Here is a 16,381-nt window from a genome sequence, read left to right as displayed (position 1 = left end):
CGAAAAAGTTGACCGCGAGCGTGAAATTCGCACCCTTGGGATCGGAGGAATCGCCGGGACAAGGCGATCTGTTCGCAAAGCGGACATTCGGGAGGAGAAAAATTTGGCACAGTCGTCACAGGCGGCGGAGGGGCTTGGGTCCATTCCGGCGCTGCTTCAACGTAACGCCAAACAGTTCGCGGACAGGCCTGCCTATCGCGAAAAGGAGTTCGGCATCTGGCAATGCTGGACCTGGGCGGAGGCTGAGAAAGAGATCGAGGCGCTGGCGCTTGGCCTTTTGAACCTTGGTGTGAACGAGGGTGATTTCGTCGCGATCATCGGGCGCAACCGGCCGCATTTCTATTGGTCTATGGTGGCGGCGCAATCGGTGGGTGCGATCCCGGTGCCGCTGTATCAGGATTCGGCGGCCGAAGAGATGGCCTATGTGATGGACCATTGCGGCGCGCGGTTTGCCATCGTCCAGGATCAGGAGCAGGTCGACAAGGTGATCGACGTGCAGGATCGGCTGACCCAGTTCGAGCATATGATCTATATCGATCCGAGGGGATTGCGCAAATACGATCATCACAAGCTGCATCAGTTCAGCCATGTGCAGGCGCAGGGCCGCGCGGCTCATGATGAATTCATCACCGATCTGAAGGCCCGGCGCGAGAAGCTGGATTACGACAGCATCTGCGTGATGCTTTATACCAGCGGGACCACCGGCAAGCCCAAGGGCGTGGTGCTGTCCAACCGCAATATCATCGAGGCGTCACGCTCGTCCGCGGAGTTTGACAAGCTGAGCCGCGACGAAGAGGTGTTGGCCTATCTGCCGATGGCCTGGGTGGGGGATTTCATCTTTTCGATCGGTCAGGCCTATTGGTGTGGCTTCTGCGTCAACTGTCCGGAATCGGCCGAGACCATGCAGACCGACCTTCGCGAGATCGGGCCGACCTATTATTTCGCGCCGCCGCGCGTGTTCGAGACGCAGCTGACCAATGTGATGATCCGGATGGAAGATGCCGGGCGGATCAAGAAATGGCTGTTCGACCGCTTCATGGCGCATGCCCGCAGGGTCGGTCCTGCGATTCTTGACGGCAAGCCGGTCAGCGCATGGGACCGCATGACATATGCTTTGGGCAATGTGCTGATCTATGGGCCGCTCAAGGATACGCTTGGCTTTGGGCGGGTGCGCGTGGGCTATACTGCGGGCGAGGCGATCGGGCCGGAAATCTTCGATTTCTACCGCAGCTTGGGGATCAACCTGAAACAGCTTTACGGCCAGACCGAAGCCAGCGTGTTCATCACCCTGCAGCCCGATGGCGAGGTTCGCTCAGACACGGTGGGCGTGGCTGCGCCGGGCGTGGAGATCCGCATCGCCGAGAATGGAGAGGTCTATTATCGCAGTCCGGGCACGTTCGAATATTACTACAAGAACGAGGAAAGCACTCGGAGCACCAAGGATCCCGAGGGCTGGGTCGCCACGGGGGATGCTGGATTTTTCGAGGAAGGCTCGGGGCATCTGCGGATCATCGACCGCGCCAAGGATGTGGGCAAGATGGCCGATGGCAAGATGTTCGCGCCCAAATATGTCGAGAACAAGCTGAAGTTCTTCCCCAACATCCTCGAGGCGGTGGTGTTCGGAAATGGCCGCAAGGAATGCGCGGCCTTCATCAATATCGACCTCAACGCGGTGGGCAACTGGGCCGAGCGCAACAATATCGGCTATGCCTCGTACCAGGAGCTGGCAGGCAATCCCAAGGTGCTGGACATGATCCAGAGCCATGTCGAAGAGGTCAACCGCAGTCTGGCCGAGGATCCGATGCTGGCGCATTGCCAGGTGCATCGCTTCCTTGTGCTGCACAAGGAACTGGATGCCGATGACGGCGAGATGACCCGCACGCGCAAGGTGCGGCGGGGTGTGATCGGCGAGAAATACGAGGACCTTCTGGGCGCGCTGTACGACGGCTCGACCGAGATCTTCACCACGACCGAAGTGACTTATGAGGACGGTCGCAAAGGCTCGATCAGCGCCACGCTGCAGATCCGCGATGCGGCGGTGGTGCCGGTGGGCGAGCACAGAAAGGTGGCGGCGGAATGAAGGATATGGACACTCAGGGCTATACCACCGCGGATGGCCGCAAGATCGGCGGCGTGGTGATGGAGATGAAGAACATCACGCTGCGCTTCGGTGGCGTGATGGCGATCAGCAACATCTCGTTCGACATCCGCGAAGGCGAGATCCGCGCGATCATCGGCCCGAACGGTGCAGGCAAGTCCAGCATGCTCAACGTGATTTCGGGCTTCTACAATCCGCAGGAAGGCGAGGTGATCTACAAGGGTCAGAAGCGGCCTCAGATGAAGCCCTATCAGGTGGCCCGTCAGGGCATCGCCCGGACGTTTCAGAACATCGCGCTGTTCGAGGGCATGACCGTTCTGGACAACGTGATGACAGGCCGCATCCGGCAGATGAATGCGGGATTGCTGGCGCAGGCGATCTGGAAGGGCAAGGCCGAACGCGAAGAGACCGAGAACCGCGAGGCGGTGGAGAAGATCATCGATTTCCTTGAGATCCAGCACATCCGAAAGACGCCCGTTGGTCGTCTGCCCTATGGTCTGAAAAAGCGGGTCGAGCTGGCCCGTGCGCTGGCGGCGGAGCCGTCGATCCTGCTGCTCGATGAGCCGATGGCCGGCATGAATGTCGAGGAAAAGGAAGACATGAGCCGCTTCATTCTGGATGTGAATGACGAGTTCGGCACCACGATCGTTCTGATCGAGCATGACATGGGCGTCGTGATGGACCTGAGCGACCGCGTCGTCGTGATGGATTACGGCAAGAAGATCGGTGACGGCACGCCCGACGAGGTGCGCAACAATCAGGCGGTGATCGACGCCTATCTGGGGGTGGCCCATGACTGAGTTCGCAACAATCGCTGACGTTCGAGCAAAGGGAGGTCCGCGCCATGCCTGAGCAGTTCATCTGGGGACTTGAGGTCTTGTTGAACGGCCTGATGGCCGGGGTTCTTTACGCGCTGGTCGCGCTTGGGTTCGTGCTGATCTACAAGGCCAGCGGCATCTTCAACTTCGCGCAAGGCGTGATGGCGCTGTTCGCGGCGCTCACGCTGGTGGGGATCATGGACGGGCAGGTGCCGTTCGCGCATCTGATCAACTCGATCTTCGGCACGGAGATCCACCATTTCGGCTGGCATGTGCCGGCGTTCCTCGCGATCCTGCTGACGATGGTGGTGATGGTGGCACTGGCCTGGGCGGTCAACAAGTTCGTGTTCAAGCACCTTGTCAACCAGGAGCCGATCATCCTTTTCATGGCGACCATCGGCCTTGCCTATTTCCTCGAAGGGTTCGGGGACATCATGTGGGGCAGCGACATCAAGAAGCTCGATGTGGGGCTGCCGCAGGGCATCAACGGGGTCATCGACGAGGCGACCTATCAGATCCTCGGCTACGGGTTCTTTATCGACAATCTCGATCTGTTTGCCACGGCGATTGCCGCGGCGCTGGTCTTCACGCTGATCGTGTTCGCGCAATACACCAAGCAGGGCCGGGCCATGCGTGCGGTGGCCGATGACCACCAGGCGGCGCTGAGTGTCGGCATCAGCCTCAACTTCATCTGGGTGATGGTCTGGTCGCTGGCCGGGTTCGTGGCGCTGGTGGCGGGCATCATGTGGGGCACCAAGTCAGGCGTGCAATTCTCGCTGAGCCTTATTGCGCTCAAGGCGCTGCCGGTGCTGATGCTGGGTGGGTTCACCTCGATCCCCGGCGCGATCGTGGGCGGGTTGCTGATCGGCATGGGCGAGAAGCTGTTCGAGTTCGCGATCGGATCGGCCATCGGCGGTGCTACCGAAAACTGGTTCGCCTATGTTCTGGCGCTTCTGTTCCTCGTCTTCAGGCCACAGGGCCTGTTCGGCGAGAAGATCATCGAGAGGGTGTAGCCATGCACAAAGCGATCGCCATTGCCAATGTCATCGCATGGTCGGGCTTCTGGGCCTTCGGCTATCTGGCGCTGACCGCAGGCACGAACCAACCGGGCCAGATGGTCACCGCCGCAATCCTTGCGGGTCTTGGCGGGGCCGTGGGGCTGCTGGCCTTTCTGTGGCTGGCACGCCATGCCGAAGCCACCGGCTATGCCAAGCCGGCCAACCGCGCGGACAAGCGCGACGATGATGAAATTCACGGGGAGGTTCTCTGATGTTTTATCGTGAGGCGGGGGATTTCAAAACCTCCTACAAGGACGACAGCCAGACCTTCCCGATCAAGTTCGACAGGATGCGCTATTACCTGGTGCTGATCGCGGCCTTCGCGGTGGTGCCTTTCGTCATCAACGATTATTGGGTCAACGCGGTGTTCCTGCCGTTCCTGATCTATTCGATCGCGGCGATCGGGCTGAATATCCTTGTGGGATATTGCGGTCAGGTCAGTCTGGGTACGGGTGGGTTCATGGCGGTGGGCGCCTATGCCTGCTACAAGCTGATGACCGGCTTTCCCGAGGTGAGCATCCTTATCCACATCATCCTTGCGGGGGGCATCACGGCAGGGGTCTGCCTGCTGTTCGGGTTGCCCTCGTTGCGGATCAAGGGCTTTTACCTGGCGGTGGCGACACTGGCGGCGCAGTTCTTCCTGGTGTGGATGTTCAACCGGGTGTCGTGGTTCTACAACTACTCGGCCTCGGGCCAGATCACCGCACCTGAAACGACGGTCATGGGCGTCGCGGTGACGGGCCCGGCAACCGAGCCATGGGCGGCTTACCTGTTTTGCCTGGTATTCTGCGTGGCCTGCGCGTTGCTGGCGCGGAACCTGACGCGGGGCATGGCGGGTCGCAAATGGATGGCGATCCGCGACATGGACATCGCCGCCGAGATCATCGGGGTCAATCCGCTGAAAGCCAAGCTGAGCGCCTTTGCCATTTCGGGATTTTTCGTCGGCATCGCGGGGGCGCTGTTCTTTGCGGTCTATCTTGGCGCGGTCGAGGTGGGCGAAGCCTTTGGCATCCAGAAATCGTTTCTGGTGCTGTTCATGGTGATCATCGGGGGGCTTGGCTCGATCTTCGGCAGCTTTGCCGGGGCGGCGTTTCTGGTCCTGCTGCCGGTTCTGCTGAAGAACACGCTGGTGGGCGGTCTGGGCTGGCCTACCGATCTGGCGGCACATCTGGAGTTCATGATCGTGGGCGGGCTGATCGTGCTTTTCCTGATCGCCGAACCGCATGGCCTTGCGCAGCTCTGGCGCGTGGCCAAGGAAAAACTGAGGCTTTGGCCCTTCCCGCATTAGGGTGGGGTACGAGGAGGAAAGATCGTGGGCTTCAACCCGCGGCCTGACATGCATCGGAACGACACCAAGGGAGGAAATGAACCGATGAAGATGAAACTATTTGGCGCAGCCATGGCGGCCGTGATGGCGGCTGGCCCGGCTCTTGCGGATTTGAAAATCGTCGATACCAGCTATCGGACCGGCCCCTATGCCGCGAACGGCATTCCGTTCTCGGATGGCTACCAGGATTACTTCACCCTGCTGAACGAGCGCGATGGCGGTATCGGTGGCGAGATGGTCAATCTGGTCGAGTGCGAAACCGGCTACAACACCGAGAAGGGGGTCGAATGCTATGAGGCCACCAAGGGTGACGACTCGCTTGTCTATCAGCCGCTGTCGACGGGCATCACCTATCAGCTGATCCCCAAGGCCACGGCTGACGGTATCCCGCTTCACACGATGGGATATGGTCGGACCTCGGCCAAGAACGGCAAGGTGTTCGAGTGGGTGTTCAACTATCCCGCGAACTACTGGGATGGCGCCAGCCACGCGATCACCCATATCCTGAACGAGAACAACGGGGATATCAGCGGCAAGACCATCGCGCTGGTCTATCACAACTCGGCCTATGGCAAGGAGCCGATCCGCACGCTGGAGGAGCTGAGCAAGAAGCACGGCTTCAACCTGACCCTGCTGCCGGTGGATCACCCCGGTCAGGAGCAGAAATCCCAGTGGCTGCAGATCCGCCGTGAACAGCCCGACAACGTGATCATGTGGGGCTGGGGCGTGATGAACCAGGTGGCGATCCAGGAAGCGGTGAACATCCGCTATCCGATGGAGAATTTCATCGGCATCTGGTGGTCCGGTTCGGAAAACGACGTGAAAGCGGCGGGCGATCGGGCCAATGGCTACAAGGCGTTGACCTTCCACAACCTCGGCTCGGATTATCCGATCTACGCAGACATCCAGAAATATGTGGTGGATGCAGGCAAGGCCGCGGGTGCGGGCGATCAGGTCGGCACGGTGCTCTATAACCGTGGCATGTATGCCGCGATGCTGGCCGCCGAGGCGATCAAGACCGCACAGGAAATCCATGGCACATCCGCGATCACACCCGCGATGATGCGCGACGGCATGGAGAACCTGTCGATGACCGAAGAGAAGATGGCCGCGCTTGGCCTGCCGAACTTCGGCCCCGAATTCGACGTGAGCTGCGAAAACCACGGCGGTAACGGCTTTGGTGCTGTGTCGCAGTGGAACGCGGAAGCCGGCGAATTCGTGCTGATCACCGACTACTACCAGTCCGATCAGGAGGTCATCCAGGCGCTTGTCGCCGAGGATTCGCAGGCCTTCGCCGCCGAGAACGGCATCGAGATGCGCTGCCAGTAAGGCGGACGCCACATCACAAGAGGCGCGGCGGCGCGATCGCCGCGCCTGACCCCCGAGAGTTTCATTGGGGCTTTATCCTTGGCCCAAAGGGCATGACGGAGACACAGATGCTGGACGCTGGACGCACAGAAGAGACGCTTCTCGAAGTCAACAATATCGAGGTGATCTACAACCACGTGATCCTTGTGCTGAAAGGCGTCAGCCTGTCGGTGCCCAAGGGCGGGATCACCGCGCTTCTGGGCGGCAATGGCGCGGGCAAGACCACCACGCTCAAGGCGATTTCCAACCTGCTCAAGTCCGAACGCGGCGAGGTCACCAAGGGCAGCATCCGCTATCGCGGAGAGCGTGTGCAGGATCTTCTGCCCTCCGATCTGGTGAAGATGGGCGTGATCCAGGTGATGGAAGGCCGCCATTGCTTCGAGCATCTAACGGTCGAGGAGAACCTGTTGACCGGCGCCTATACGCGCGGCGCCTCCAAGGGCGAGATCGACGCCGATCTGAACATGGTCTACGAATATTTTCCGCGCCTCAAGGAGCGTCGCAAGAGCCAGGCAGGCTATACGTCGGGCGGTGAGCAGCAGATGGTCGCCATCGGCCGCGCGCTGATGTCCCGGCCCGAGACGATCCTTCTGGACGAGCCGAGCATGGGGCTTGCCCCGCAGCTGGTGGAGCAGATTTTCAACATCGTGAAAACGCTCAACGAGGAAGAGGGCTATACCTTCCTGCTGGCCGAGCAGAACACCAATGTGGCCCTGCGCTTTGCGCATTACGGCTATATTCTGGAATCCGGGCGCGTGGTGATGGATGGCCCCGCCGCCGATCTGCGCGAGAACCCGGACGTCAAGGAATTCTACCTGGGCATGTCCGATGAAGGGCGCAAAAGCTTTCGCGATGTGCGCAGCTATCGCCGCCGCAAGCGGTGGCTGAGCTGAGGGAGACCACGACCATGCACGGCACGTCAGCGCCCGCGCGGCAATCAGGGGAACATGGGATGTCCGAGTATTTCGACGATCTGGAAACGCGCAGCGCGGATGCGCGGCAAGCGGCTATTGCCCGCGTCCTGCCCGAACAGATCGCGCGCGCGCAGGCCCTGGCGGGCTATGATGGCGCATTGAGCGGTGTCGAGGCCCAGACGATCAGCAGTGTCGCCGACCTCGCGCGGCTGCCGGTTCTGCGCAAGTCCGATCTGGGACGGGCACAGGCCGCCGCGGCGCCGTTCGGCGGATTGACGTCCCGCAACGCCAACCAGTTCGCCCATATCTTCCAGAGCCCCGGCCCGATCTATGAGCCGGGTGGCGACAGCCACGACTGGTGGCGGATGGGGCGATTTCTTCATGCCTGCGGCGTGGGCAAAGGCGATATCGTGCAGAACTGTTTCGGCTATCACCTGACCCCGGCCGGGATGATATTCGAAAATGGGGCGCGCGCAGTCGGTGCTGCCGTGCTGCCCGCCGGGACGGGACAGACCGAGTTGCAGGCCCGTGCGGCCCATGACATCGGCGTCACCGCCTATGCCGGCACGCCGGATTACTTGAAGGTGATACTCGACAAGGCGGCCGAGATGGGGCTGGAGCTGAAGATCGCCAAGGCCGCCGTGGGCGGCGGCGCTCTGTTTCCGTCGCTGCGACAGGAATATACGGATCGCGGTATTGCCTGTCTGCAGTGCTATGCCACCGCCGATCTTGGCAATATCGCCTACGAGTCCCCCGCTCAGGAGGGTTTGATCGTGGATGAGGGTGTACTTGTCGAGATCGTGACGCCCGGCACCGGCGATCCGGTGCGGCCCGGCGATGTGGGCGAAGTGGTGGTGACCACGCTCAATCCCGACTATCCGCTGATCCGCTTTGCCACAGGCGATCTGAGCGCGGTTATGGAGGGCGAAAGCCCCTGTGGCCGCACCAACATGCGCATCAAGGGCTGGATGGGTCGGGCTGATCAGACCACCAAGATCAAGGGCATGTTCGTGCGTCCCGAACAGGTGGCGGCCTTGGTCGCGCGCCATGACGAGATCGCCCGCGCCAGGGTCATCGCCAGCCGCGAGGGCGAGATGGATGTGATGACCGTGCAGATCGAGGCCGATGGAGGCGATCCGGAGATCTATGCCGGATCGGTTGCCGAGGCTCTCAAGCTGAATGGCCGGGTGGAGATCGTGGCCCGCGGCAGTCTGCCCAATGACGGCAAGGTGATCGAGGATCAGCGCAGCTACGACTGAGGCTGCCTTGGGCCAGGGGCGCCTCCGGCGGGAGTGTTTTCAAGCGTGAAGATACAATCTTTATGGGCGCTCACGTAAGGTCGCTGCCGGTCACTCCCATCTTTATCCACATGCCGTCTCCAGCCCAAATCCCCCAGCATGGCGTTCTACTGGTGCCGATGCAGGAATGACGACAAGGGCCCTCCGTGACACGGCCCTTGTGGTCAGACTTCAACTGCTGCCGAGAGGGGCTGTTGGATGGATCGACCGCGCGCACACCTGAACGTGGTGACCTGCACCGGCATTGAGGCCGGTTCGATCTGGAACTTTCCGGTTGGGTTTCCGCGTCAGTCCCCGATCCTGATCCAGCGGTCCGTCCCCGTGACCCGGCAGCCATCCGCCGATCCGCCCATGATCGCAAGGGCGGCGGCGGGCAGAACGATGTCGATGGCGCGCGCAAAAGTCATTTCTTCGGGCGAGACCACCGTGAGCGTCCAGATCAGTTTCGATCCACCGCCCTCCCCTTGAGGAATCTGCGCGAATATGGCGGCGGCCATGTCGGTTGTCTGCCACCTATTGTCCCCGATCCGCTGCCATCTGACACCCGTGGTGCGGGACATTTCAAGCGTGTCGGGATGAAACGGATCTGCAAAGTTCATGCGCCGCTGATCGCCATCCATTCCGGGCAGGGCGCCTTGCGAGGCCGGAAACGCGTCTTGCATCATGGGCGGGCAGCCTTCCATCGCTGTCGGTCCGACCTCGGCGCGCCAAAGACCGCTGCGCGGGCCACCGCCCGCCGTTTCATCCGGGAAGAGGTCAATGGGTCGTGTGCCGGGGTCGCCGTCGGGAAACAGCTCGGTCGGTTCCCCGATCGGTGCACCATCCGGCAAGGCGATGGGCAGCTCGGGTGGGCGGCACTCGGGCGGGCCGGAATAGACGACCTCTGCGTCCCTTGTGTTGAAACCAATGCCGATCAACGACAAATCCGATTTCGAGACCCATGTTCCCTGACCGTTGCGGGCGTCAAAGACGAGGATGGACTCATCCGTCGGGGCATTGCCGAACACAACCTCCAGTTCGGCGCGATTGTCCGCCTGCGGCGACACATATTGCGCAGTACCATCCCGTTCGACCACAACAGTGGGTGTATTGCAGGCCTCAGCCACGGCAGCAGTGGCCAGCCAGGGTGCAACGGCCAGAAACGTTCTGAACATTCCTCAATTCCCTTTGATAACCGACAGAACGCGGTCGATGTCTCGATAGTCGACTTTGCCCGCCGAGGTTCCGATGGTGCCGGGCGGCGGGGGAGGCGCAATCCGCAAGCTGCTGCGGATGACCTCCATCTCTTCGGTCGAGATATAAGGGGTGAACGCGCAAAGTTCGGCGCCTTCGAAAGCCTCCACGCAATTCTCGCCACCGGGCTGGTTCAGCCCGATAAGCTTGACAGGATCGGAACCGAAAGTGCCGTAGAACCAGCCGGTCAGGGTGCCCTGCCCGTTTTCTTGCGGGAATTCCACGCCCCAAAAGGCCGGCAAAGTCCCCATGAACCCGCGCCAGGGCAACAGGTAATCGCAGGGCTCCTGGCCGCAGGTGCGCAGCACGTCACCGGTTCTAAGGTAGCGTTGCAGGATCGACAGCGGTTCTTCGAAGCCGGCGTCGATGGCATCGGCAAGGACGCAAAGATCACCCGCCCGTGTGGCAAAACAGCCCTGATCCGGCGTTGGCCAGTTCGCAGGGTTGAGATAGGCGGATCGCGCCGCGCCCGTCACCTCGAAGAAGTCGGCGCGCGGTCCATCAGGCCCCGGGGTGACCTCGGCCACCCAATTGTCGGGCAGATACATGGCCAGTCCGGTGGCCGCATCGGTGAATTCGCAAGGGCCCTCGGGGCGGTCATCGGGCAGGCAGCGGTAAGGATAGGTCGACCACGGGCGACCATCGGTTTGCCCGTCATAGCCGTGGCCATCCGCCGGTGGTGCCGGGGCGACTTCGGCCGCATCGGTCGGTGGGCCCATGTCGCGGATCGCGCGGGGCAGGATCTCGAGCGCGCGGGTCAATTCCGCGCTGTCGCTGGCGAACCAGCACAGGGAGCCGGGCTGCATCTCGCTGCAGGGGCCGTTCATTGTTGTCCATTGGTGCGGGTTCAGGACAATCGTTTCCACCGGGTCGCCGGTGCTGAAAAAGGTGACGCGCACCGGGCCGGGCTGACCGCCTGCAGTCGCCGCCTCGCGGGTGGGAAAATCCGTGACCCAACCGGGCGGCAAGGCAAAGACAAGCCCGGTGGCAGGATCGTCGAAGAAACAGGGAAACCCTTCTTCGGCGGGACAGGCATAGGCGACATCTTCGCCGATCTGTTCCGGCGCAACTGATGCCGCGTCTGCCTGACGGATCGGGTCGTCAGACGGGGCCGCCACCGCAGCCTCGTCAAGCTCGGGAACCACGCCGACCGTCAGGGGAACGCGCGCCGCGACCGCGTCGGGGCCGTCGATTTCGCTGAAGACATAGACCAGGTCATAGTCACCGGGCTCGGTCGGGGCGAGCAACGGTTTTGCCGGACCGTACCGGTTGTCGAAAAAGTCCTGAACGTAGATGCTCTGATCCCATGACACCAGCGCTCCGTCGCGCCAGATTTCGATGCGGTCGGAGTTGCCCATGCCACCGGCGATGCTGACAGGCACCCTTGCGCCGGGTTCAACGGCCGGGGGCGCGATCAGGCGCACCTCGGGGCGGGCTTCTACCGTGATGACAAATCGCTCCATCACCTCGTCGATCGGCATCCTGGCGTTTCGGTGGAACACCAGCAAATAGTCCCCCGGTTCGCTGGGGGCGCGGAAGGCTCCGACATGGGACGCAAGCCGACTGTCCTGAGTGGCATAATCGATCCGGCGATCCGCGGTATCGGTCGCATCGGGCGGCAGAACCGAGAAAATGAAATCGCCGCCGCCGGTTGCCAGACCTTCCTGGGTGATCCGGTAGGGCATCAAGCCGGTTATGCCCGCTCGAAAGGCCCCCGTCGGGGCGGGCATGTCAAGGCCGGGCAGCAACCCGCGAAACGGGACATAGATCGTGCGATTGTCACCCGCGTCGATGGCAACCGCGATTTCGCCGTTGCCCTGATCGCCGGCATCCGCCGTAATCAGCCAGTTGCCTTCGGCCAGTTCGACCGTCAGCGCCCCGGCGGTCGCGAAATCCAGCACCCCAAGCTCCAGCGTCTCGCCCGTCGCCTCGCTCACAGCACGAAAGGCGACCCGATCCGGCCGCCCGGCAATATCGGCGCGGATCGACAGGGCGATGGCCGCCACGCCCGGCTGGTCTGGCGCTTCCATAGGGGCGGAGGCCGTGCGCACCAAGGCGTCGGTCAGTTCCGCGCCCGATTGAGTGGCCAGCACCATACCGCCGGTCTGTTCGGCCACGCAGGCGATCTGCTGGACCTCAGCTTCGGTCAGGCCAAAGCCGACCACATGGGCGCGAATGGGGATGCCTTGGGCGGCCAGCTCGGCGGCCACCGCGCAAGGATCGCCGCCGCAGGTTTCCAACCCGTCGGTGACCAGCACTATATCGGCCTCTTCGGCGCTGCGCGGGATTTCGGCGGCGGCACGGCGCAGCGCATCGGCCAAGGGAGTCTTGCCCTGGGGCATCAACCCACGCAGACGTTTGCCAAGGGCGCGACCCTCCTGCATGCCTACCGGGGCGATGGTTTCTATATCGCTGCAATCACCGCGGCGGTTATGGCCATAGGCAATGACACCCAGTGGCTGCGACTGGTCGCGCGCGGTCAGAAAATCGTCGAGCACGTCGCGGGCCACTTCGATCCGCGACCGACCTTCGGGCAATTGCGCCCACATCGACCCGGACCCATCCAGCACAAGGATCGTTCCGCGATCCTGCGCCAAAGCGGTAGTTGCGGCGCACATCATTGTAAGGGCTAAGAAAAATCTTGTCATCGTGGCGAGTCCGACACTTGCTTTGAGCGTTGAAAAAGCTGGACTGATGGCACGGGTCCCTGGCGCCGCTCGGCCCCCCGATCTGCGGCAGATGGCCCTGACCCAAGGCAGGCTTTTCGCGTTCTCAATCTATCCATGGTTCATCCTGTCTGCTCCAGCGGCGCAACCACGCCTTGTGCGCGAAGTCTCTGCACAGGGTTAGGAGGTGACGAACACCCTGTCATACACTATTTGGTGTATGGGGCTGGATTGACTTCGGTTCTGTCCTTCATATCAAACGCGGCTCGGCCTCTCGCATGGCGGGCTTCCGATAAACGCAAGCGGCGGCAGAGGGCCTTTTGTGTCAGACGAAACGCGCAGCAATCCGGACACTCGTTCCGACGACACCACACCAACGACCGAGTTGGATCTGGACATCATTTCGGATACGTTCCGCGCCTTTGTCGATCAAACGGCGGTTGACAGCCTTATCGAACGCTGGAACCAGAAACTGAATGCGCTCGACACCGAGCCCAGCTTGTTCGAGCGGCATTTTTCAAACGCCTTCTTCAAACAGATGGATCTTGCCGCCGAAACGCTGGACCGTCTGGACACCCCGGTTTTCGAAGACCCTCTTGAACGGGTCGTTGCCGAAGTTGCCGGGCCTGCCGTTGTGATCAGCCCGGATTTGCGTGTCTCTCTCATCAATGCGGAGGGCGAGCGGAGCTTTGGGTCATCTCAAGGCACGTTTCTGTCACTGGACTGCTTTTCCCCGGATTCGCGGGCGGATCTGGACGCTGTTTTGCGGTCGGCCAAGAAACCGGGCAACCTTGGGCAGGCCATCGTTCAGGTCCTTGACCGCGCCACCGGCGAACCGGCCTTCCGCGCCGAGGCGTTTCTGCTCAAAGCCTCCAACAAGGATGGATTCTACATCGTGATCCGCTCCTTGGAACTGAGCTGGTCGCCCGAGGTGTCGGCGACCCTGTCTCAGGCTTTCGATCTGACCGATGCCGAAATCGAAGTCGCCCGGCAGTTTTTCGATAATTGCGATCTTGCCGAGGTGGCCACACAGCGGGGCGTTTCGGTGCATACGGTGCGTACCCAGATGAAAACCATCCTCAGCAAGACCGGCGCGACATCGCAGGCGGAACTGATCCGGCTGTTTTCAATGGTGACCAGTCGGCAGATGCTGCGCAATCGGGGGCTGCTCTCGAAATGGCAAGACCCGCTTGGGCGCGAAAAGATCCTCGTGACCGATACAGGGCGCGAAATCGCCTGGACATGGATGGGGGCCCGCGATGGCATCCCCGCGGTTTTCCTGCGGGGGATGGCCATGGGTTACCTCCTGCCGGAAAGTGCGGAAAAGATGCTCAAGCAGGCCGGGATCAAACTGCTCATTCCATCGCGGCCCGGCTATGGGAATTCGTCCCTGCACCCGGACCTTCCGGTTCTTGAAGACAATCGGTTGATGTTGCAGGAATTTCTGGACGGCATGGGCCTTAAAGGCTGTGTCGGTATCGGCCTGTCCGACGGGATCATCCCGCTCTTGGCGCAACAGGACAAGGACCCCACGACATTTCGGGCCTTGATCTCTGTCGGGTTCAACGGCTGCCTGAACCGGGCGGCGTTTCGCAAGTTGCCGGTGCCGCAGGCAACGCTGTTGCGCCTTGCCAAAACCGCGCCGCGGCTCTTGGACCTGATCGCACGGATTGGTCAGCGCATGGTCGCTCGCTACGGGGTGGATTGGTATCTTGATCGCGCCCATGCCTCGACGCCGCTTGACCTGCAGATCTGCCGCAATCCCTCTACGGCGACGCTCGTGCGGGACGCCTGTTCGCACCTTATCGTTCAGGGCACCCGCACCTTCGTGCGGGACATGCAAATGTTCCACGCCCCGGTGGACGGTGCGATCGACCGGTTGACCATTCCGATGCTCAGCATGGTGCCAACCAAGGACGGCCTGTTCGATCTGGAAGAGTACCAACAACTGGAAAGACGGAATTCACGCGTGACCGTTCTGCCCGTGCCGGAAAGCGCGGACCTGTTGATCTACCAGCAAACCGAATTCATCATCGGTCAGATCATCGAAATCATCGGCGCCAAGGCAAATTGAGGTGCTCCGCAATCCTTGGACAGGATCTGGAATGACTCACGCTACTCTGCGCACCTGCTGATCGAGTTTGCTGTTTCATTTCTCAGCCAGCAGATCACGGCGGGTGGTCTGGCGCCAAGAGCGGAGTGTGGGCTTGGGCGAGTGTAGAAGGTCATCCTTTTTCGGATGCCTGCCTTTGCCTCCGAGCCACCACTTCAACTTTAATTATTAAGTTTAAAGGAAAAAATTCCGATGGCTTGCGGTGAGATCGTATGACACGAGAAGGATAGGCCTTCTGGAGGAGTATTTGAGGAACGATGAAAGCCGCGATGCGTGGTGTGTTCGGGGCAGGATGCTCCGAGGGGGCGGGTCAGTCCGGGAAAGCGGCGGCGAGAGCGATCTCGACCATGGCGGAAAAACCGGTTTCGCGGTCTGCGCTGGATACCGCGTCGCCGGTCAGGAGATGGTCGCTGACCGTCAGAACCGACAGGGCGCGCGCGCCGTAGCGGGAGGCGAGAGTGTAAAGCTCGGCGGTTTCCATTTCGACGGCGAGGGTGCCATGGCGGGTCATCTGGTCGTTCAGGTCGGGACGTTCGTCGTAGAAGGTATCGGAGGAATAGATGCCGCCGATATGAGGGGTGATGCCTCGGGTCTCGGCGGCCTGGGCTGCGGCGCGCAGCAGGCCCCAATCAGCGCAGGGGGCGAAGCGCAGCTCGCGCATCAGGGACGAGGACGGGGTGCTGATCGAACTGGCGGTCATCGCGAGGATCACGTCGCGCAGTCCGACATGGGGTTGCATTCCCCCGCAGGAGCCGATGCGCATGAGCGTTCGGACGCCGAAATCCCGCAGCAGCTCATTGGCGTAGATCGACAGGCTGGGCATGCCCATGCCGCTGCCATGGATCGTGACCGGGTGCCCGCGCCATGTGCCAGTATAGCCCAGCATTCCGCGCACGGCGTTGATCTGGCGGGGGCTGTCGAGAAAGGTCCGCGCGGCCCATTGCGCACGCATGGGATCGCCGGGCATCAGGACGGTTTCGGCGATGTCGCCCGGTTCGGCGCCGATATGGATCGTCATGGAGTTACCTTTGGTACTTGATGAAGGGGGTGAGTTTGCCGATCCGGTCATAGAGATGACGGGCCTGAGTGTTGAAATCCTGCGTCAGCCAGTAGACACCGGGCGTGCCGTTGGCGTCGGCCGCGGCATAGACCGCTTCGATCAGGGCGCGCCCGGCGCCCTGGCCCCGTATCGAGGGATCTGTATAGAGGTCCTGAAGGTAGCACACATCCTCGATCCGCCAGTTATGATGGTGGTAGATGAAGTGCACGAGGCCGACCGCGCGCTCATCGTGAACCGCCAGCAGGGCGTTCTGGGCCGGGCGGTCGGGGTCGAGCAGGCGTGCGAAGGTCGTGTCATAAACCGCGTCGGGCAGGGTCGTTTCGTAGAAGTCGAGATAGGCTGCCCAAAGTCTTTGCCAGTCGGATCTATCGTCGGGGCGAAGAGGGCGGATCGTGATGGTCATGCGATATATCCTTCGAGCTTTGCCC

At 61.7% G+C, this 16,381-nt stretch carries 13 protein-coding genes; 9 read left to right on the top strand and 4 right to left on the bottom strand.

Annotated features, from left to right (window positions below; translation table 11 throughout):
* Positions 1–103: 103 nt before the first annotated feature.
* The 8 genes from F3H35_RS02715 to F3H35_RS02680 all read left to right on the top strand — a co-directional run bounded on the left by F3H35_RS02715 (position 104) and on the right by F3H35_RS02680 (position 8,842).
* A complete protein-coding gene (locus F3H35_RS02715) occupies positions 104–2,080 on the top strand; it encodes an AMP-binding protein (RefSeq protein ID WP_149778101.1) in 1,977 nt (658 codons plus the stop codon).
* Positions 2,077–2,898: an ABC transporter ATP-binding protein gene (locus tag F3H35_RS02710; protein ID WP_149778100.1), complete on the top strand. Its 822-nt coding sequence runs from the start codon at positions 2,077–2,079 to the stop codon at positions 2,896–2,898. The genes F3H35_RS02715 and F3H35_RS02710 overlap by 4 nt, the downstream gene beginning before the upstream one ends.
* Before the next feature lie 44 nt (positions 2,899–2,942).
* The gene (locus tag F3H35_RS02705) at positions 2,943–3,929 is read left to right on the top strand and encodes a branched-chain amino acid ABC transporter permease (RefSeq protein WP_149778099.1); all 987 of its coding nucleotides are present in this window, start codon (positions 2,943–2,945) and stop codon (positions 3,927–3,929) included.
* Between the two features lie 2 nt (positions 3,930–3,931).
* Positions 3,932–4,186 (top strand): hypothetical protein, encoded by a 255-nt coding sequence (locus tag F3H35_RS02700; RefSeq protein WP_149778098.1) that lies wholly within the window; start codon positions 3,932–3,934, stop codon positions 4,184–4,186.
* Positions 4,186–5,262, top strand: a complete 1,077-nt coding sequence (locus F3H35_RS02695; RefSeq protein ID WP_149778097.1) for a branched-chain amino acid ABC transporter permease — start codon at positions 4,186–4,188, stop codon at positions 5,260–5,262. Before F3H35_RS02700 ends, F3H35_RS02695 begins: the two co-directional genes overlap by 1 nt.
* Positions 5,263–5,346: 84 nt before the next feature.
* Positions 5,347–6,630, top strand: coding sequence for an ABC transporter substrate-binding protein (locus F3H35_RS02690; protein ID WP_149778096.1), 1,284 nt, complete (start codon positions 5,347–5,349; stop codon positions 6,628–6,630).
* 107 nt (positions 6,631–6,737) lie between these two features.
* On the top strand, positions 6,738–7,562 hold the full coding sequence (locus F3H35_RS02685) for an ABC transporter ATP-binding protein (RefSeq protein ID WP_007812276.1): 825 nt from the start codon (positions 6,738–6,740) through the stop codon (positions 7,560–7,562).
* A 59-nt stretch (positions 7,563–7,621) separates the two neighbouring features.
* Entirely contained in the window at positions 7,622–8,842 is a 1,221-nt protein-coding gene (locus F3H35_RS02680; RefSeq protein ID WP_149778095.1) for a phenylacetate--CoA ligase family protein, read from the top strand.
* A 326-nt stretch (positions 8,843–9,168) separates the two neighbouring features.
* Here the strand turns inward: F3H35_RS02680 and F3H35_RS02675 are convergent, their stop codons facing one another.
* Both F3H35_RS02675 and F3H35_RS02670 read right to left on the bottom strand, forming a co-directional pair.
* A complete protein-coding gene (locus F3H35_RS02675) occupies positions 9,169–10,035 on the bottom strand; it encodes a hypothetical protein (protein ID WP_149778094.1) in 867 nt (288 codons plus the stop codon).
* Between the two features lie 3 nt (positions 10,036–10,038).
* A complete protein-coding gene (locus F3H35_RS02670) occupies positions 10,039–12,735 on the bottom strand; it encodes a vWA domain-containing protein (protein WP_223228290.1) in 2,697 nt (898 codons plus the stop codon).
* Between the two features lie 367 nt (positions 12,736–13,102).
* On the opposite strand from F3H35_RS02670, the gene F3H35_RS02665 reads away from it, so the two are divergent.
* On the top strand, positions 13,103–14,854 hold the full coding sequence (locus tag F3H35_RS02665) for a helix-turn-helix domain-containing protein (protein WP_149778092.1): 1,752 nt from the start codon (positions 13,103–13,105) through the stop codon (positions 14,852–14,854).
* A gap of 349 nt (positions 14,855–15,203) precedes the next feature.
* Here the strand turns inward: F3H35_RS02665 and deoD are convergent, their stop codons facing one another.
* Together deoD and F3H35_RS02655 are read right to left on the bottom strand one after the other, a co-directional pair.
* Positions 15,204–15,911: a purine-nucleoside phosphorylase gene (deoD, locus tag F3H35_RS02660; protein WP_149778091.1), complete on the bottom strand. Its 708-nt coding sequence runs from the start codon at positions 15,909–15,911 to the stop codon at positions 15,204–15,206.
* Between the two features lie 4 nt (positions 15,912–15,915).
* A complete protein-coding gene (locus F3H35_RS02655; protein WP_149778090.1) occupies positions 15,916–16,356 on the bottom strand; it encodes a GNAT family N-acetyltransferase in 441 nt (146 codons plus the stop codon).
* Positions 16,357–16,381: the final 25 nt, after the last annotated feature.

This window comes from Roseovarius litoreus (assembly GCF_900142765.1).
Taxonomy (GTDB): Bacteria; Pseudomonadota; Alphaproteobacteria; order Rhodobacterales; family Rhodobacteraceae; genus Roseovarius; species Roseovarius litoreus.
Note: the sequence above shows the minus strand (reverse complement) of the source record. Positions and strands in the feature narration are given on the sequence as shown.